The organism is Paenibacillus sp. MAH-35 (genome assembly GCF_058135425.1).
Window position 1 is genome coordinate 40,430 of the sequence record NZ_JBYUPU010000045.1, and the last position, 19,221, is coordinate 59,650.

Annotated in this window: 18 protein-coding genes; all 18 read right to left on the reverse strand. The window is 49.4% G+C overall.

The window, feature by feature from the left end; genetic code table 11:
• Positions 1-108 precede the first annotated feature (108 nt).
• The 18 genes from csrA to AC3Y2E_RS29595 all read right to left on the reverse strand — a co-directional run bounded on the left by csrA (position 109) and on the right by AC3Y2E_RS29595 (position 19,048).
• The gene (csrA, locus tag AC3Y2E_RS29510; RefSeq protein WP_379216863.1) at positions 109-360 is read right to left on the reverse strand and encodes a carbon storage regulator CsrA; all 252 of its coding nucleotides are present in this window, start codon (positions 358-360) and stop codon (positions 109-111) included.
• A complete protein-coding gene (gene fliW, locus AC3Y2E_RS29515) occupies positions 341-823 on the reverse strand; it encodes a flagellar assembly protein FliW (protein WP_379216865.1) in 483 nt (160 codons plus the stop codon). Before fliW ends, csrA begins: the two co-directional genes overlap by 20 nt.
• A 70-nt stretch (positions 824-893) precedes the next feature.
• Positions 894-1,466 carry a DUF6470 family protein gene (locus AC3Y2E_RS29520; RefSeq protein ID WP_317891225.1) on the reverse strand — a complete coding sequence of 191 codons (573 nt, stop codon included), beginning with the start codon at positions 1,464-1,466 and terminating at the stop codon, positions 894-896.
• A gap of 32 nt (positions 1,467-1,498) precedes the next feature.
• A complete protein-coding gene (gene flgL / locus AC3Y2E_RS29525) occupies positions 1,499-2,395 on the reverse strand; it encodes a flagellar hook-associated protein FlgL (protein WP_190929265.1) in 897 nt (298 codons plus the stop codon).
• 45 nt (positions 2,396-2,440) lie between these two features.
• On the reverse strand, positions 2,441-4,027 hold the full coding sequence (gene flgK, locus AC3Y2E_RS29530; RefSeq protein ID WP_379216868.1) for a flagellar hook-associated protein FlgK: 1,587 nt from the start codon (positions 4,025-4,027) through the stop codon (positions 2,441-2,443).
• A gap of 33 nt (positions 4,028-4,060) precedes the next feature.
• Positions 4,061-4,555 (reverse strand): flagellar protein FlgN, encoded by a 495-nt coding sequence (locus tag AC3Y2E_RS29535; RefSeq protein WP_379216870.1) that lies wholly within the window; start codon positions 4,553-4,555, stop codon positions 4,061-4,063.
• A 24-nt stretch (positions 4,556-4,579) separates the two neighbouring features.
• Entirely contained in the window at positions 4,580-4,849 is a 270-nt protein-coding gene (flgM, locus tag AC3Y2E_RS29540) for a flagellar biosynthesis anti-sigma factor FlgM (RefSeq protein ID WP_379216872.1), read from the reverse strand.
• A gap of 120 nt (positions 4,850-4,969) precedes the next feature.
• A complete protein-coding gene (locus AC3Y2E_RS29545) occupies positions 4,970-5,386 on the reverse strand; it encodes a TIGR03826 family flagellar region protein (protein ID WP_379216874.1) in 417 nt (138 codons plus the stop codon).
• Between the two features lie 65 nt (positions 5,387-5,451).
• Positions 5,452-6,000 carry a ComF family protein gene (locus tag AC3Y2E_RS29550; RefSeq protein WP_379216876.1) on the reverse strand — a complete coding sequence of 183 codons (549 nt, stop codon included), beginning with the start codon at positions 5,998-6,000 and terminating at the stop codon, positions 5,452-5,454.
• Between the two features lie 316 nt (positions 6,001-6,316).
• Positions 6,317-8,122, reverse strand: a complete 1,806-nt coding sequence (locus AC3Y2E_RS29555; RefSeq protein WP_379216878.1) for an ATP-dependent helicase ComFA — start codon at positions 8,120-8,122, stop codon at positions 6,317-6,319.
• Between the two features lie 33 nt (positions 8,123-8,155).
• Positions 8,156-8,560, reverse strand: a complete 405-nt coding sequence (locus AC3Y2E_RS29560) for a glycosyltransferase family A protein (RefSeq protein WP_379216880.1) — start codon at positions 8,558-8,560, stop codon at positions 8,156-8,158.
• Between the two features lie 69 nt (positions 8,561-8,629).
• The gene (locus AC3Y2E_RS29565; protein WP_332071882.1) at positions 8,630-9,343 is read right to left on the reverse strand and encodes a response regulator transcription factor; all 714 of its coding nucleotides are present in this window, start codon (positions 9,341-9,343) and stop codon (positions 8,630-8,632) included.
• Positions 9,344-9,348: 5 nt separating this feature from the next.
• Positions 9,349-10,530 (reverse strand): sensor histidine kinase, encoded by a 1,182-nt coding sequence (locus AC3Y2E_RS29570; protein ID WP_379216883.1) that lies wholly within the window; start codon positions 10,528-10,530, stop codon positions 9,349-9,351.
• A 253-nt stretch (positions 10,531-10,783) separates the two neighbouring features.
• Positions 10,784-13,450 (reverse strand): stalk domain-containing protein, encoded by a 2,667-nt coding sequence (locus tag AC3Y2E_RS29575; protein ID WP_379216885.1) that lies wholly within the window; start codon positions 13,448-13,450, stop codon positions 10,784-10,786.
• A gap of 856 nt (positions 13,451-14,306) precedes the next feature.
• Complete coding sequence (gene metK, locus AC3Y2E_RS29580) at positions 14,307-15,512, reverse strand: methionine adenosyltransferase (RefSeq protein WP_332071879.1); 1,206 nt, start codon at positions 15,510-15,512, stop codon at positions 14,307-14,309.
• Between the two features lie 241 nt (positions 15,513-15,753).
• Complete coding sequence (locus tag AC3Y2E_RS29585; protein WP_379216887.1) at positions 15,754-16,026, reverse strand: alpha/beta-type small acid-soluble spore protein; 273 nt, start codon at positions 16,024-16,026, stop codon at positions 15,754-15,756.
• 87 nt (positions 16,027-16,113) lie between these two features.
• Positions 16,114-16,791 (reverse strand): hypothetical protein, encoded by a 678-nt coding sequence (locus AC3Y2E_RS29590; RefSeq protein WP_379216889.1) that lies wholly within the window; start codon positions 16,789-16,791, stop codon positions 16,114-16,116.
• Positions 16,792-16,876: 85 nt separating this feature from the next.
• On the reverse strand, positions 16,877-19,048 hold the full coding sequence (locus tag AC3Y2E_RS29595) for a hypothetical protein (RefSeq protein WP_379216891.1): 2,172 nt from the start codon (positions 19,046-19,048) through the stop codon (positions 16,877-16,879).
• Positions 19,049-19,221 lie beyond the last annotated feature (173 nt).

Sequence of the window (19,221 nt, forward strand, 5' to 3'; positions counted from 1 at the left end):
CGCCTGATTTATATATCGGAAGGAACTGTTACTTATGTTCATGTCAAATTCAAACAAAAACAGCCGATAATCGACAATTATCAGCTGTTTTCCCCGTATATTCGAGATTCATCTATCGTTTTCTCCATTTTTCTCCGGTTTCTTCATCCATTGATTCAACTTATCGACAAGTCCGACGGATTGTGTCGCTTCCCGGTTCGATACTTGGATCATCTCATATATTTCGCTGCGATAAATTTGCACTTGCTGCGGTGCTTTGATCCCGATCTTCACCGCATCTCCTTCACTGCCCAGGACGACGACCTCGATCGTGTCCCCGATCATAATGGACTCGCCCTTCTTACGTGTTAATACGAGCATGTGCATCCCCCTCTTCAGCTGTTGCAGCCGTTTCAGCTTTTACATGCAGAGGATGCTTGGTCGAGTAGCCGCTGCCATGCAGAATACATTGCCGGCCAAGACGCTTGCTGCCGTTAATCAGCACCGGAGCCATCAAATTTAAGGTGGAATGGGCCAGCTCCTCTCTGACCGAGACGATCGCCCATATGGTAAGCTCCTGCCCCTCGATGATCTGAAGCTGCTGCTGTACTTCCTCCGGCACATCGAATTCGTACTCCGGATAAAATAGAAAAGGATCAGTTAGCACGAACGCGGTGTTCCCGTCATCAACAGCCTGCAAAAAGGAGAAGGGAAGCTCCGGATCCGGTGTCAGCACGGTAAACCTATGCAAGTTCTCAAATCCCGGCAAGCCGTGTTCAAACGTGAGAATACTGTCTTCCCGGATCTCAATTTCGCCAAATTGCAATGTTTGTATCTTCATCATCCATCTCACACTCCTACAGGTTCGGAAACTACAAAAAAACTATAGTCGTTACCCTATAGTTTATACGTTCCTATACTCTTGTATCAAACGCAGGAGGAGTTATTTCCACCTTGTTGTACTGCAGCATGTAAATATCCAGCTTTCCTCTGTAGTAGTCGACCTGCGGAGGATTCAGTTGCGCGCGTGAATGGACGGGACTTGGCGTAATGTTAATTTCTGGCCTGCGTGCCGTATAAGAGATGTCCACGTTGTCGAAGGAGGCCTCGCCGGCATACACCATCTCGGGGAAGCTTACTCTTACGTCCATAGCGAGTTCCGGTATAGCATCGGCTTTCGATTTATGGATCGCCGCCATACGGTTTCCATCTTCAACAATTCTGGCGGTTCCCTTCATCGCGAGTTCGCGGGCTTGCCCGTAAATCCGATGCATAACCTCTAAAATATTAGTTCGGGACAAAGCATCCCACGCCCGGCTCTGGTCGATCTTCAGTTCGCCTTGAGGCTGTCTCATCTCTACTTTAGCCTGCGGCTGTTCAAGCTCGAGTGTGGGCCTGGGCTGCTTCATTTCATAACGGCCAAGATCCGCATCGATGCCAAGCTTGGCATACTGCTGCGATATTTGGATTTGGGGAATCGAGGGCACCGATGCTTCACTCCTTCATCAGGATGCTGCTATTACCTCAGAAAGTCGACCAGGCTCGGCTGAATCAGCTTGGATCCGGCAGATAAGGAAGCTTGGTATACATTTTCGTTCATTTTGAGATTCGTAATGACGATGGCCATGTCGGCATCTTCGGTCTTGGACTGCAGCTCCTGCACGTTAAGACCGATATCCTTTAACCGGTTCTCCGCAAGCTGAATCCGGTTTGTTTTGGCTCCAATATCCGCACGGATGTCCAGCATTTTGGTCATGCGGGAATCGATCTTGCCGATAAGCGCGCTAACTTCTTTATGATCCCCGTTCGTAAGCGCCTCGGATATTTCTCCGAAGATCGCGAACATATTGTCTTCATCCGTAGGGAGTCCGAATACTTGATTGCCTGTTACATTAATCGGCAGCTTGACGCCTACTCCGATCTCGAACTGGATCGCTCCATCATCCGTAACCTGGTTCTTGGCGTCCTCCAGCGTATACGGCTGCAGATCCGTCTTTTGTCCGTTAAACACGCGTTTGCCATTAAATTCACTGTTGGAGACATCCACCATCTGCTCGTACAGCTGCTTGACTTCCTGATTCATGATATCGAGAGCTTGCTGCGGATTTGTTCCGTTCGCTGCGCTAACTGCCATTTCACGCAGCTTATGAACCACACTGCCCGCCTGATCCATCAGCGTATCGGTAAATGTAATCCAGGAAAGCGCCGCATCCACGTTGGACTGATATTGGTCGTTGGCAGACAGCTCGCTCCGATATCTCATAGCAAAGCTGATTCCTACCGGATCGTCCGACGGTTTATTGATTTGTCGCCCTGTGGACAATTGATTCTGATAAACTTCGGAACGTAGCAGATTATTGTTTAAATTACGCAGCAATTGAGAGTTCATCATGTTCTGGGTTACTCGAAAACTCATCAGGGCCCTCCTTCTCAAACGTAATGAAAACCGGGTAGGTCAATCTTATCGACCGACAACTCCCATGCCGTTGATCACTTTATCCAATATTTCATCCTGTACAGTTAGTGCTCGTGCAGCCGCATTATAAGCATGCTGGAATTTGATCATATTGGTCATTTCTTCATCCATTGAAACGCCGCTGACGGACTGACGACGGGATTCCACTTGCTCGACTAATATTTTCTGGTTCGTCGCTTGACGATGCGCTTCCTGTGTCTGAACCCCTAACTGGCCGACAACGGCGCGGAAAAACTCATCCAGAGTACCCCCGTTAAGTGCAACGGTCTCCGTGGAATTTGCCATAAAGTCGAACCGATTGGAACGCAACCCTGCAGCCAACAAGGCCAGATCATTATTCCCTTTGACCACTTTCACCTTATTATCGGCAGGGTCTAGATACGTTCTCATAGAAGAAGAAATATTCTCTACGTTATTAACAATGTCTGGATTTACGCTAATATTACCGGCCGTGATATTGTTGCTGCCGTCGTTTGTTTGAAAGAAGACGCCCCCCTGCTTAGCCTCTCCATTGGATAAAGCATAGCCTAAGCTGTGGAGCCCGTTAAAACCTCTAACCGTGACTTTGGTCGGCTCGGCTAATGTACGGTTGGCTATGCTTCCTGTGTAGGTGGTGCCATTAAGGACGGTACCTGCGGGAATAACAGCTCCCGCCGGAAGAGTAACCTCCGTCTCTCCTTCAACGAGAGTCTTGATCATTGCGTTCAATTCATTACGGTAGCTGGCGACATACCCGTCCCGCGACAAAATCATCCCGTACACTTCTCCGCTCGCCAAATCCCGGCTCGTGTAGGCTTGTTCCATAGTCTCAGCTGTAAACTGAGTCACCGCTTCCCTACCATTAACCAGCTCGATATTTCCCATCCGAACGTTGTACCCGCTGTCAGTCTCCGTAACGTTCACATTGATGATCTTGGACAAGTCGTCGAGCAGCACATCCCGCTGGTCTCTTAGATCGTTGGCGTCATTCCCCAGTCCCTCGACACGATATATCTCCTCGTTTAACTGTGCAATCTGCTGCACCATCGTATTTGTCTGGGTAACTTTTACATTGATATTGTCCGTTAAATCGGAAGATAAATCGGATAGCTGCTTGGATGTATGGTTAAAAGCATCGCTTAGAGCGATCGCGCTTTCCTTAACAACCGACCGGGCCGTTAAATTCTCCGGATTTTTGCTAAGCTCTTGCCACGAATTCCAGAAATTCTCGATGACTTGCCGAATTCCCGTATCTGTGGGTTCATTAATAATCGCTTCAATTTTCTCAAGTGTATCATTGCGAACAGTCCACTCTCCGAGGGATTTGTTCTCGTTGTAGTACTGCCCGTCCAAGAACCGTTCACGAATCCGGGTAATCGAAGTGAACTCTACACCCTGACCGCTTTGGCCAGGAATAGTCGTTCTCATCATCCCGATCGCTTCCATCGGCTTAGCTGCCACAAGGTTCACTACTTGTCTCGAGTATCCCCTCGTATTAACGTTCGCCACATTATGCCCCGTTGTCGTCAGTGCCGCTTGGTGGGAGAATAAGCTGCGTTTGGATATTTCTATTCCGCCGAATGTAGATCTCATTGCCGTTTCCTCTTTTCGTCGGTGGTATGACGTTTATGCTTTCTGATCGAACATCGATCTTGCCTGGTAGGTATGCTGCTCCTGCTGAGGATGCTGGTAAACGACGTCCTGGTTATCCGAGCCTACGAACACGTCGATCGAATAGTTAATATAGGCGAGCGACTGTTCGACCAGCTGCATGTTCAGCTCGTTCTCCTGCTTAATCTCGCCAATGAGCCGGACAAGCTCCTGCTGCCGTTCCACAAGCGCTTCCTTCTCTTCCAGCTTGGTTACGATTTTGCTGAGCGTGCTAACTGTGATGGCGCCCGTGACGTACATATTTCTGGAGCGCATGTAAGCAAGCACCGCTTCCGACCGCTCCGTATCGAGCTGCTCTACACGCTTTGTCCACTTGTTTTCCTTCTGAGTCATCTGCATCAGACGTTCCACATCGTTATGCACGATCGCTTCCCGCTTGTGCCGGCTGAGCTCGAGCAAGAGCCGATGTACTTCTATCAGTTGATCCAAGCTTTGAAGGATCGCTTCCATGTCAATCGCTCACCCGCTCTCCCGCTACTTGATAAAGGGAAACAGCTTCTCCGCAATATGGCCTGCTTCCACGTAATAAGTGCCGGTCGAAACCGACTGTTTCAAATGATCAAGCTTTTGGCTGCGCAGCGCGGCTTCAGCCGTCCCTTTAGCGTCCAGCAGCTCCTGCGCTTCCGGAGAGATCTGAACCGCATCCTTCTGCATCTCCCGCTTGCCCTTTATATCTGTCGGTCTCGCTTCGTGCTTCGCGTACGGATTGGCCGCGCCGACCCGCTGGATACCGTTAATTTTCATTGGGATCACCTGCTCTCTTCGTTCCTTTCAACTCCGACGATGCTAATATCGAGTATATCGGATTACTGGGTTTGATTGTTTATAGCTGTGCAAATGTTTTCTGGGCATCCGCAAGCAGCATCATTTTCCGAATTTGTCCCGGTCCTTCATATAAGTGCTGCCGAAGCCGAAATGGTTTTGCCTGTCCGTTCTCCGCCGCTCATCCTCATGAAGGTGCCTTACATCCTTAGACAGCTTGCTTCGGCAATTGTCGCATATCGAGCCGTCTTTAATCAGCTCCCCACAGGATTCGCAAGGCAGCATCAAATTCGGGGCATCCTTCGCTCCGATCCGTCCTTCACGGATAAATCGGGTGATCAGGCGTACCGATACGCCCGTTCCCTCGCTTAACTCATATAACGTGCTGTCGCGGTTTTTGCGCAGAAATTCCACGCATTTCCGGTAATGGTCTTCGATTTCTCTTATACAAGCCGGACAAATATTATAGCTGTTATTAACAAATACTTTCCCGCACTGCGGGCAATTGGATAAATTCACAACGCAGCCCCTCTTTCTCTATAGTCAAAAATCGGCTCCGCTCTCCTGATCCTTCTATGCTCCGGTCATCTGGCCCAAGTCAAGCCGTACACATTCGCTTCCAGCCGGCTGCAAATGGTGTCGGCGCAATAATGCAGCGTGCTTCCTGTCGTGTACACATCGTCTACGATTACTATGTTTATCGGCGAACCGAGCGGTTTTTTTAATAACAGATTTATCGAAGAGGGTTCGGGCGAAAAGACGTCCTTCAAATCAGTCAGCCGCTCCGAGCGCGACTTGCCGCTTTGCTTGACCGTGTCCCGGTTGCGTCTTAGAAGCGGTACGACCGGAACGTTCAGCCGTTCGCCGAGTCTGGCGGCAAGCTGGGCCGCCTGGTTAAACCCGCGGTCGTACAGTCTCGCCTCGCTCACGGGAACGTAGGTGACGACATGTGGAGCACCTGAACGGGTAAAGTCCCACTCATGCCGCTTATAAGTCGCGTATAGCATCGTGGCGAACAGATCGCTTAACCGTTCATTTTTGCGGTATTTGTAGGCGGCGAGCCATTCCTTCATCTCGGCGTCGTACCGGACCGCGCTCCTGCTCAGCTGCAGCGATGCCGCTCCCCATCGCACACAGTCGGGGCAACGCTCCGCCCGCCCGCATTTTATACATCGAATCGTTTCAATCCACGGTATGCGGCTGTAGCACCTGTTGCATACGTTCAAGGACGGTACTGCATACGACTTCCCAGGACAACTGCAATAAGCGCAAGGACGGGTCGGCGTTCCCAGCCAAGCTTCCCCTGAGCGGATCAACCGGGACATAAGCTGCTTCCATTGAACCATAATAAACACTCCTATTGTAGATGTAGAATTTGATCGTATTCGGGCAAAACAAAAAACACCTCCATCGGCGAAAGGTGCTTCCTCTCAGCTTCAGCTTGCCGTATTAGGGATGCTCCAACAAGTACCCTTTCCGCTTCGCCAGCCGATTCATCTGCCGAATTTGCCGGATCGCACGCGCTTGCGATTGGGTATGTGCCGCAGCAGCGAAAAACACTCTTCCGTTCGGATCGTCCTTCGACCGGCCGGCTCTTCCAGCCATCTGTACGAGTGCCGCAGAATCGAAGGTTCCGGAGTCGGCTTCCAGAATGAAAACATCGGTTCGCGGAACCGTCACGCCCCGCTCCAGAATTGTGGTCGTCACCAGCAGGCGAATGTTCCCTTGGCGAAAATTCGTAACCTTGTCCGCCCTGTGCGGATCTAGAGAGGACGTTCCTTCGACGCTGCAGCCGGGAAACTGTCTGCGGAGCACCTCCACCGTCGGTTCCACCTCACGAATTTTCGGCACGAAAACGAACAATTGCGCCCCCCTGTCGATCGATCGCTGCAATGCCGTTTTTAGATTCGAAGGCACGTGTCCCCTCCAGCCCGACATCACCTTGATTTTCAATATGCGAGGGACAGGAAGAGGATGGCGGTGAAAACGCACCGGTACTTTCACATGTTCCAGCCGGCCTCGCTCAGCGTCGCGAATAAAACCCGCCGGCGGTGTCGCCGACAACAGCACGTAAGCTCCGTCAGACGTACACACCCGCTGCGCGGCTGCCTGAAGCATGGGATTATTGTGGTAAGGAAACGCATCGATTTCATCAATTATAACCAGGTCGAAGCTTCGATAAAATCGCAGCAGCTGGTGCGTAGTGGACAGCGTAATCTCCCCCTGATCCCAGCGCTCCTCGCTCCCCCCATATAACGTCACGACAGACCGGTCCGGAAACGCCCGCTTCAGCCTTGGCTGGAGCTCCAGCACGACGTCGCGCCGGGGTGTGGCGATCAGCACCTTCCTCCCCCTGTGCAGCTCGTAGTCGATAAACGGGAAGATCATCTCGGTCTTCCCCGCTCCGGTCACCGCCCAGATCAGGAAACGGCCGGGCTCCATCCTGTTACCCCCAGCCAAAAACGCTAGACCCTGCCGTGCCGCTTCAGTCTGTGCCGGACTGAGACCCCATTTTGCGATCGTACTGTCCCGATCTGCCTGTCCTTCCCGGCAGCCCCTTTTATCCTCTCTATCAACAGACAAACCATACAACAGCAACGAGCACGTCTGCATCCGGCCCATCGTCAAGCATTCCTCGCAGTACACGCACGGACCGCTGCAATGGATACAGTCCGCCGGATACATCTTCTCCTTACCTGTCCCGCATCGGCAGCAGCGGTAATGCAGCTCCGGCCTGGACCAGGGAAACCGCCGCCGTCTCTCCCGCTCCACGCCCCCGGTCAGTTTCAGCCGTCCTCTCAAGTATGCAGCCTGCACATAGCTCGTCCACTGCGATAAAGACGCTTGAAGCCCGTGATGGTCCAGAAAACGGAGCAGCTCCTCTTTAGAGAAACAACGCCCCGCCAATACCCTCTCCATCCTTACTAACTCCTCCAGGTCCAGTACAGGACGCTCCACCCGGTTTGCCCGGTACGCATCAAACGAAATCGTCCGAAGTCGAAGCTCACCCGCCTGAAACCCATACGCTCTGCACGTTGCGGCTATTCGCTGCATCGAGCTTTGCAGACTGTCCGTGCCGTCCAGCTCTCTCAGCAGCGCCCACGCCTCCCCTAAAGACAAAACTGGTTCCAACAGGTGGAGGGATACTTTCCCGCCATACTGTTCGAACCAGTAGGTACAATCCGTATTCCATTCAAGCGATATTCGCCATTCCAGCCCTGGACCGACGGAGGCCCCATACATTCGAACCTTCACCCATGCCCCTCCATACCGCCTGTAAGCGGTTAACTATTGATATAACGGAATATGTTGAAGCTCCTTCGTATTGCTAAGCCGCACGAGCACCACTTCTTCGCTCTCATAGCGGGCGATCCATTCGTCGAGCTGAGCGTCGCCGCCCCATTCCATAATCTCCAACTGATTCGACCGGGATACGGCGAGCCGTTCCGCTATGGCCAAGGTGTCGTCTTCGGATCGTTCGTCCATCACCACGACATGAATGTCCCTGGCTTTCATTTTGGATACGAACAGCAGCGTCCGTAGATACCATTCGATATGCATCGCATTGTTTCTGGTAAGAAGTACGTAATGAATCGGCTTCCGATGTTCCGATCGAAACCAGGCACGACTCAGATGAACCATGGCGATTGCCAAACCGTACGCCCCGAAAATCGACAGCAACCCGACAATCATAGCGGCTCCCTCCCTTACAGCCATTATATGCCACTATGATGTCCATGGTTCCTCCGCGCCTGATTCGTTTTAAAGCGTAACCCACCCGTTTTTGATTGCGATAATAACCGCTTGGGTCCGGTCTTCCACTTCCATTTTTTGCAGAATGCTGCTCACGTGATTTTTAACCGTCTTCTCGCTAATGAACAACATTTCGCCGATCGATTTGTTGCTTTTACCTTCCGCCAGCAAACGCAGCACTTCAGCTTCGCGGCGAGTAAGCGGGCTATTCGGCTGATGAATATATTTGACTCCGGCTTCCTTCGGACTCTGGTCTCCGCCGCCTACGCCGGCCGGATCGAGATAAGTCATTCTCCGAAGCTGGTTGATCAGCTTGCCCGTTACCTTCGGATGTATGTATGCATGGCCTGCTACAACCGACCGGATCGCATTGATCAGCGATTCGGCCTCCATGTCTTTAAGCAGATAACCGGACGCCCCTTTGCGAAGCGTCTCAAACACGTAGCTTTCATCGTCATGGATCGACAAGATAACGACCTTGATTTCCGGGAAAAACTCTTTCAGCCTCTCCGTCGCGACGACGCCGTTCTCAATCGGCATATTGATGTCCATCAGAACCACATCGGGACGCAGCGAATTGCACAGCTCCACAACTTGAATCCCGTCGCCGCATTCACCGACTACTTCGAAATCTTTCTCCATATTTAAGATGCGTTTGACGCCTTCCCGCAGCAGTTGATGATCGTCGGCGATGACGATCTGTACGTTACGTTTCAATTCCATACCGCTTACTCCTCTCTTTGCTCTAAACCGATCGGAATGATCATCGTAAGCTTCGCGCCGGCACCCGGCTCGGATTCGATATCCATCCGTCCTTCCAGAAGCTCGACCCGCTCCCGCATCCCCATAATGCCGAAATGTGAGCTGCCTTTCACGATCTTTACTTCCAGCTTATCGAGCGCAAACCCGACTCCGTTATCTTTTACGACTACTTTCACCATTTGCCTCTGATATGTAATTTCCACATTCACCCGGGTCGCCTTGGAGTGCTTCCACACGTTAGCCAATGCTTCCTGGATTAAACGGAATACAGCCACTTCCATCGCGGAGGGAAGTCTCGTCTCCACCCCGACCACATCGAAGCGGACATGAATATAGGTGCGATCCTCGAAGTCCTGAATATATTTGCGAAGCGTTGGAATGAGCCCCAAATCGTCAAGCGCCATAGGCCGCAGGTTAAAAATGATTTTGCGCACTTCCTCCAGGCCGAGCCGTACGGCTCCCTTCAGATCCTTGAGCTCATCCTTCACCGAACCATATTCCTCGCGGTCGATCATACGTTCTGCAATTTCGGAACGAAGCACCATATGGGCCATCGCTTGCGCAGGTCCGTCATGAATTTCCCGGGCGATCCGCTTGCGCTCCTCCTCCTGGGCGAGGATAATTTTCAGGCCAAGCAGCTGCCGGTTTTTGGCCGATTCGAGGATACGGGTCACCTGATTCAAATCACCTGACAAATACTGGAGCACGACGTTCATTTGACTGACAAGCGCTTCGGCGCGTTCTATCGTTTTATCGGAATTTCGGATCCGTTTTTGTAGCTCATCTCTTCTCGCTCTCAAGTGATGCTCTTTTTCCCGGGCCATAATAAGCTGGAGCTGCATCTGCGTGGCTGCCTCATAAGCAACCCGAATGTCTTCCTCCTTGAAACGGTGGAAGTCCCGGCTCACTTCCGTAAGACGGATGCGGGAACGTTTATATTCCACTTCGAGCTTGTCCACTTGGTCAATGGTGTGAGAGACTTCTTCCATCACCTGGTGAAGTTCCTTGTTTAGCGCCTCCCACTCGTTACGGGCGCTTTCGCAAATCTCAAACATTTGATATTTGCTTGATTCCATGACACCAATCGCATTTTTAATGACTTTGTCGATCGCGTCGAATTGCAAGCTAACCCGTGCCCCTTTACCCATTTTTTGACCCTGAATCCTATACTACCATATTTCGACCGGTTTGGAGTGGATAATTGGCCCTAATTTAACGGTACAGGAGGTTACCTTGCCCTTGCGAGCCATCGCGAAATCCGGCTTTTTTCCATCCGGTGGGCAGGCTGCGCAAGATGATTATTATGCTTTGGAAGGCCCGCCTCCGCCATCAGTTAAAGCGAAGGCGGCTTCCAAGCTCAAACCAGAACGCATACACCGGATCATCTCAAACGAAAGCCTTTTATTGCAGCGTAACCGAACGCGTCATCTCGTCCCATGTCACTTTCCAGCCCATATTCTCGGCGATAATCCGCAGCGGCACCATCGTCCGCTCCGTCATCAAGATTGGCGGCACTTCCGCCGTAATCCGCTCTCCATCGGCAATGAGGTCTTTCTTATCCAGCCACAACTCGATGAGATGGTTGTCTTTCATAATCACTACTTTACGCTCCTCATCGACCCAGGTCAATTTTCCTCCCATCGCTTCCACTACAAAGCGAACCGGTACGAGCGTATTTCCTTCGACAATGACAGGCGCCTGATCCAATTGAAGCTCGGCTCCGTTCACCGTCAACGACTTCTGGTCGATCGTCAGCTTCACTGTGTTTTTCGATGGCTCGGTTTGGTTGGAATAATGGAACGTGAAGTCGTCGAACAAGATTTGCCCTTTCAACCCGCGCCCGCTATGCCCGTTTTCCGGATTGGCCACATAAATCCTGTTCACGGTGATCGGATACGTCAGGTTGTGTTTTTTCAGATCCGCGCTGACGACTTTCCAGTCCGTGAAGTCGGTATTCTCCGTCAAGCTGATCAGCTTGGGCAGGCCGCCGGAGCTATCCTGAATTTCCGCACGAATCCAGTTGCGGCTGTTGTCGCCCTTTACTTTCAGGCTGAGCGATTCCGGACTTCCTTCAATCTTCAGACCGCCCATAAAGGTAGCGTAAGCGACCGTTGTTTTCGTTCCTTGGGTAAAATCGTATTGGAGGGCGAGCACCTTGTTAGCAGACGCTCCTGCGCCTTCGGTCACCTTGTATACCGTACCGGTTACGCCTTCCGTCGAAGAAAAGGAAATCGGCGTAGCACCTTCAAACGATTCCACGATCCGCTGGTCGGCGATTGGAAGGGTCAGCATGGCGGAAAATCCGTCATACCGGGCGATCATCCGGCCTTCCTTCACATTAGGATCGATACTGTCTACAGTGAGACGGTCCCCTTCCATCCGTCCTTTGAACCCGATAAACTCCCATTGGAGCGCGTCGGCCGGAACGCTGCCGGTTTTACCGGATTTGGAGGTCGCTTTCACCGTCATTTTATAGATCGAGTTACGCAGCAGCGCCGTGGAAGAGGCGTCGATTTTCAAACTGGCAATATCTTCGCCGCCAATTACCTCGATATCCAGACTTTCCGCGGCTTGTCCCACTTTGGCGGTCAGCGTAGCTTTGCCGGTTGCCTTGGCTGCAAATGTGCTTCCCTCAAACGTCCCGATCGGCTGCGATGCCGTCCATATCGGCGATAACCGCTCGGGGTCCAGCGGGTTGTAAAACACATCGTACGCTTTCTCGATGCCGTACGTTGCTTTTTGCCCGATAAACAAAGCTGTCGGGCCTTGAAGGCTCATGCCTTTAGCTTCCCCTTCAGGTGACAATGAATAAACACCGATTCCGTTGACTACAGGCCGCTCGTATCCGACTTCGGTTAACAGCGTCGTATGAAAATCGCCAAGCTTTCGAGTTACCAATTGGGTCGAACCGCCGCCGTCCAGGTTCATCCCTTTCCACACGCCGATTTTGATCATCAGCTGCTGCAATTCGGCCAGTGTCGCTCCTGCGCTAGAACTGCTTTCATCTAAAGTGATCAGGTAAGCGTAGCGTTCGTCCTTGGAGTAACCGATCGCTGTCCGCGCTCTGTTGGCATTTTCCGATACCCCGCCCCGGGAAAAAGCGGTCGGCTGGCCCTGATCCACCAATATGGTATGTCCGCCGATCATCGTTTTAAACCCGCCGACATCATACGAATTGCCCGGGTCCTGCGCGAACATCTTGTAATCGGCCACGATGGGGTCCCCGACCTTCAGATGCTGACGGACGAATTCGTCGGCTTTGCCCGATGCTCGGAGAATATATCCGTCCTCGGGAGGCATCATGTCCAAAATACCGGTTGGCTTAATCTCTACAACTCTGCCGTTGCGCACCAACACTTCGGTAGGTACCGTCGTCCCGTCGTTAGAGCGGTTGACGTCTCCCCAGGCACTCGTATACATATACAGTCCATCGATCAGGCTGTGTACGCCTTCCTGATGAATGCCGTCATCTTCATACCAATAATAGGTCTTGTTAATTCCGCCAAGAGGATAGGACGCGCCGTCTCTCGCTATCATTTTCCCTTGGAAAGCAAAGAGATCGATAACCGGTTTGTTTTCTTTCGTGAGCGCAAACGAGTACCAGCCCGGCATGTCAATGGTCGTCGACTGCAGCTTGCCGTCCATGATCTGGGGCCCCATCGGAACTCCGTCCGCCTGCATATTGAAGAAATCGCCGTTCACCGCCGCCGTAGCTTCCGTTTCGTTGGCCATTTTCCGTACGCTTTGTTTTTTGGTATATTTCCCTCCCGTACCGACGATCGTGTCGAGCTTGACGTACGGATTTTGCAAGTCTACTTCTACGACATTCGCTTTCACCGTTACCGGCTTTTTGGCTCTATCAAAACTCCAGACATATTTTCGCAAAATAGCGCCATACGTAAGCGGGTCTTGCGTAACCATCGTGACTTGGGAATCAGCGGCCGATGCGGCCTGTAGGGTAGGAGGGGTAAACAACGGGTGCACCGCTATCGTAGCGGCCAGCACAAGTGCCGTCCAACCTTTGAATCTTCTGCTTTTCTTCTGCCTGTTGTCTTTAAGCTCTAGCAATTTGAATCTCCTCTCCGAATCTCTCTATCTCTCTCCATAATTGTTGCATAACAATATAGACTCCGTTTTTCCCCAAAAAGTTACGTAGGACCGGACGGATCGCAATGTTTTTAGAGAGAACGAACTAGAGAGACTGTCGAACCTACCCGAATCTCCTATACCATTCGGGCCTATAGAACGATTTATGGGGTAATTTTCGAGCAACTCTATGAATTTTTTGGAAGAGGTTCTAGTGGATTTGGGAGATATGCCTACAAAGGCGACAGAAGTTATTAGGGTGGAGCGTTTGAGAGAATCGGGGAAATGGAATTAAGATTACATTTAAAAGGAGCAGCGTTCTATCGGTCGGGTTTCAATCTTCCCACAAGCTAGCCTCTGCTGACTCCTGTGGATTCATTGGGACCTCAAGCTCTGGTTAGAAAGTGGCTTTGGCTTCGCGCTCGCGTGTTCCACAGTGTCCCTCAATATGAAAGTCAGCTTTCTGCCCGCTACTGGAGTTTACAGGATTGGCCTTCTTTGCTTCTTTGCTTCATTGCTTCTTTTCCGCTTTGGCGCCCTATCCGACTGACTGTCCTTGCCTCGATACCTGTTCTGTACCTTAGCCATCCGCAAGCCCAATTTGGGGTCGTTTACCCTGGGGGATGACGCTCATGCGGGGCGTATAACCAAGAGAGGCTGCCCTAAAAGTCATTACGCGATTCTTAAGCCCCTTCATAGAACCTTTCCTCTTGAAAAAAAGGACCTCCAAACCCCACTTTATAGTGGAATTTAAGGTCCTTTCGTTTAGAAATAGAGACGTTCCGTGTATGCGAACACTTTGGGAACAGCCCCATATCTATTTAGCGGAAGCTAATCTTTACGCGTAAGCGTCTTGTTTCAGCTTGTCCGCCTTGTCTGTGCGCTCCCAAGGTACATCCAGGTCCATACGGCCAAAATGTCCATAAGCGGCTGTCTGACGGTAAATAGGGCGGCGAAGATCAAGTTCTTTGATGATGCCGGCCGGGCGAAGGTCGAAGTTATTGCGGATGACTTCAACCAGCTTCTCTTCGCTGACTTTGCCTGTTCCGAACGTATCCACGGCAATGGATACCGGGCGGGCTACGCCGATGGCGTAAGCGAGCTGAATTTCAACTTTTTCCGCCAAGCCTGCTGCTACGATGTTTTTGGCAACGTAACGAGCGGCATAAGCTGCGGAACGGTCAACCTTCGTCGGATCCTTACCGGAGAAAGCGCCGCCACCATGACGGGCATATCCGCCGTACGTATCCACGATAATTTTACGTCCTGTCAAACCTGCATCGCCTTGAGGACCGCCGATAACGAAACGGCCTGTCGGATTGATGAAGTAATTTGTATGCTCATCCAGCCATTCTGCAGGAACAACCGGTTTGATTACATGCTCTTTAATATCGCTTTGAATTTGCTCAAGCGTTATTTCTTCTGCGTGCTGAGTCGATACGACAATTGCGTCAACCCGAACCGGCTTGTCGCCTTCGTATTCAACGGTAACTTGTGTTTTGCCGTCTGGACGCAGGTAAGGAAGCGTGCCGTTCTTACGAACTTCAGACAGGCGGCGAGACAAGCGGTGAGCCAAAGCGATCGGCAGCGGCATCAGCTCAGGCGTTTCGTTAACCGCAAAACCAAACATCAATCCTTGGTCGCCGGCGCCAAGAGCTTCAATCTGCTCGTCCGTCATCGTGCCTTCTTTGGCCTCGAGCGCTTTGTCAACGCCCATGGCAATGTCAGCGGATTGTTCGTTAAGCGAAGTCAGTACAGCGCAAGTGGTAGCGTCAAAACCGTACTTCGCACGAGTATAGCCGATCTCTTTAATAGTATTGCGGGCAATCGCCGAAATATCCACGTAATCCGCAGAGCTGCTGATCTCGCCAATAACGAGAACCAAGCCTGTTGCTACCGATACTTCGCACGCTACGCGCGCATTAGGGTCATTGGCCAAAAACGCATCCAAGACTGCGTCAGAAATTTGGTCGCAAATTTTATCCGGATGGCCTTCCGTTACCGATTCCGAAGTGAACAAACGCCGACCGTTCCTCAAAGTCATATCGTGTGCCTCCTGCATCTAATATTTACTTGACTGCTGCAGGTGTGTAGCATCAGTCATAGTTGGTTACTCTAAGTACGAAACTCGGGAATAGCGAACCTACATCTCCGCTATAGCAAAAAAGGAACCTTTTCCACTAGGAAAAGGTTGCTTCGCAAGACCTTCAGTTATTGATGTTACTGGATTTGCCCGGCTCTGTCAATAAATGAATATAGTAAAAATATTGCAATACTCGGAGAGTTTAGTGGAGTCCGAAAAGGGTCTGTTCCGCCTGCTGGACCAGGCGCCTGGTGATCGCTCCGCCGACAGCTCCGGTATCGCGGGATGCAATATGTCCCCAGTAATCTTCCTTGATTGAACCGGCGGAAATGGTACCCAGTTCAGTTGCAAATTCCACGTTCCCCATTTGTGCTGCGTGTTGACCGACAGGCAAGCCCAGTTCGGCGGCGATTTCGTATTTCATCTGATCGATGGCTTGATGACATTCCGGTACGATTTTACGATTGCTGGCCATATGGTAAACCTCCCTTGAATGGTATACCTGTAGTATGACCCCGCTTCAAACGTTCACCCGTATCGATTACTGCTAAAAGGGGCAAAATTATGGAGCGGATTTCGTTCCATCCTCTTTTAGCAAAATGTAGCTTCCCCGTACCATGACGTAAATCTCGTCCTTGTTTTTGGGATCAGGCTTAATACCGCGCCCCTCCCGAGGGAAAATGAGCAGATGATTGTTGTCAATTGCAGTTCCGGCAGGTATATCCTTACCCGTGGTTACATCGGGAATACCGTCATCGGTGCTTACTGCAATCGTTTTGCCTGTACGGACAATCACTTCCGTTCCGGCTCCCGCATAGAGCACTTGACCAGCCCCCAGCTTCATGACTTCAAGGGTGGGAGCGGCCCCTGTAGAGGCAGGCGGCTGCACTGTCGTACCGCCGGTCGAATTCGATCCGGTTTGCAGTTCCTGCTTCACTTTATTAATCTCCGCCGCAATCAATTCTTGAATACGCGCTTCCGAAATCGTCGAACCGGTATTTCCCTGCTGTCCGCCCGTTTGTCCGCTGTTCCCCGTCCCCGTCGATCCCGTCCACTGGCCACCCGTTATTTTCTTAAGTTGTTCATCCAAGTAGCTCTTCGTAACCAACGGATCTTCCGCACTCCCCGGCTGCACCGCCCCATCCGCCTTCGATATAATGGCAGCTTGCCCTATGTATACTCCAGTTAGCACGCCTATTCCGATAAGTCCTGTTAGTAGAAGTTTTTTCTTCAACACCATTGAGTTTGTCGCCTCCTGACTTTATTTAGATTCGACGTTGGAAAAAAGAATCCTTTCGACTGGGGGAAGTCGAAAGGATTGGGGGTTAGTCGGAGTAGATGAACCAATCAAGCTCCTTGCTAGCTATCAATTTTTTCTGGCCTTGGAATTGGTGATAGATGTTTAATTTATATTTCTTAATGCTCCTTGCTTTATAAATAAAATCGGAATCGGTGACCCAAAACTCTATTTGGTTTTTCCCGATCTTTAACAATGTCTCTGTATTACTACTTGAAGTACTAGTTGATTTTTCAATATCTAGTACTTGACTTAATTTAGCCATTCCATCAAGGTCCTCCATTTCCAGGACCAACTTATAGTCTTCTGGTAACACTTCAAATCTAGCATCTTTCTCTAAATCATAATCAAAACTAATTTTAACGTTACTTGTTGTCTTTCCAATTTCGGCCGAAGCACCTACACGACTCATACTTAATTTATAAGGGAACAAGTCAATATCTTTAATTGAATTAGATGCAGCCTTTTTTTCATCAGGTAAGAAAAAGGAGACCGCATTAACATACGAGTCAGGCTTCGAATCCCCTTGTGTAAACTTTCCTTCCGTTATTCCTTCGCCAATAATCAATTGAGTAATCTCATCAGCTTTATTATTAGCGATATTTGCCCAAACAAATAATAGAGCCTTTCCAGATGGACTAATCTTTGACTTTATATCTGTTATTGTAGCCGGATAAATAGTCCCATCCGATCCTTTAAAGTGAGCAACAAGTTTTGACAGCTCATTGGCGCGTTTCTCTAAATTCTCAACTTCAACCTGAGCAGTTATAACGTCGGAACTTTTTCCAATAAAGTTATGTACTGCGTGGACCGTATAGTTCGCACTTCGGCCAATACCGCCTAGTTTATAGTGTTCTCTAGCATTGACCAATGGTACACTGTCAAAATTTGAGCTTACTTTAAAATGTAATAAATCATTAATAGTTGGATTCGTGCTGTTACCTTCAGAATTCCCCTCTTTCTCCTGTAAATGTACAGTTATCTCTGAAAAATCATAGGTATAGGGTATTCTTCCTAATAATTGAAGACGTATTTCTTTATTGGGCTGAAGACCAATTACATTATCGGTCTGTATAATTTTCACTTCAACTTTAACTGAGTCATCTAATTTGATATATCCAGTTAAATTTGGAATGGGCATCGACTTGTTTTCTTTACTTTTTAGAGATATGGATGCGGAAATGATATCATCATCTTCCCACGGAACCCGCTGAAGTGCTTCTAGTTTTGCGATGTAGGTACCATCTTTATTTGAAAATGATTGTTCTTTTTCTGATGAAAGCTGCTCATCAGTTGCCTTGGGTATATAAAACTCTGCAACAGCGATATTCAAGCTAGTATTAGTTCCAGAATCTGAAGATTCAGTTATAACAAGCTGCCAGTTTTCTTTATCAATAGTTCGTGGCAATTTTCCGCTTAAAGCTATTTCTTTTTTCATAAGAGGATCTATTGTCGTATTCTCATTAATTCCAGCTGCCTGAAGAGGATACATTAGACCATCTGCCGTTCTTATCATAAACTTCAAATTAGGCAACTTCAGACTTCTTGAATCTGTATTTTGAAGTTCCAAAAGCAAATTAGGTAAATAGTTTTCTTCATTACTACTAATATTTGCTTTTTTAATAAAGGCTTGAATAGATGTTTTAGCTATCTTGATATTTGCTTTTGATCCTGCTGGTGTAACTGTTGAATAGTTCTCTGGTGCGACTAGTGTTCCCAGCTCTCTTTGGTAGTCTGTAGCAGAAAAATCCCATTTAATAACTTTAAATTGCAACTCAGAAAGTGCAAGCGATGGTGTTACATTTGCGAAAAATTGGATTTCTTGAGTAGAACCCGATGGTATAATATTTTTCTCTTTATCTTGAGGCATTACATTAACCGTGAACTTGGCTCCTGATGGAGATTGAAGGCGAATCCAGTAGTCAATAAATTGAATATCACTTGAGCCACCATTAACCGCTTTTACCGTAAAAGAAACAATATTATTATCAGTTCCTGGAGTTAATCTAACATTCCTCAATTCGAAGTAGCTACTGTTATTAATCCAGACAGAACCAATCGATGGAATGTCAAAAACAGAATCGGCAACTGCTGACGATACATTATCTGCGTATGTATTTACTGGTGCTGTAACGGCTAACAAAGACAACGCTAAAACCGAATGCATTGTAAGTCGCTTGAATTTGGATTTACTAGACATAATAACCTCCCTTTAACTGCTTCTTATAGTAATAGACGAATATGCATCCAAATTGTTTCGTTTTTTAAAGAAAAATATTCTGTACTGACCTAATTCTTAATAAAAACAAAAAGGACCCATATGGGTCCTTTTTGTTTTTATTAAGAATTAGGTCCAACTACATCGATAGATAC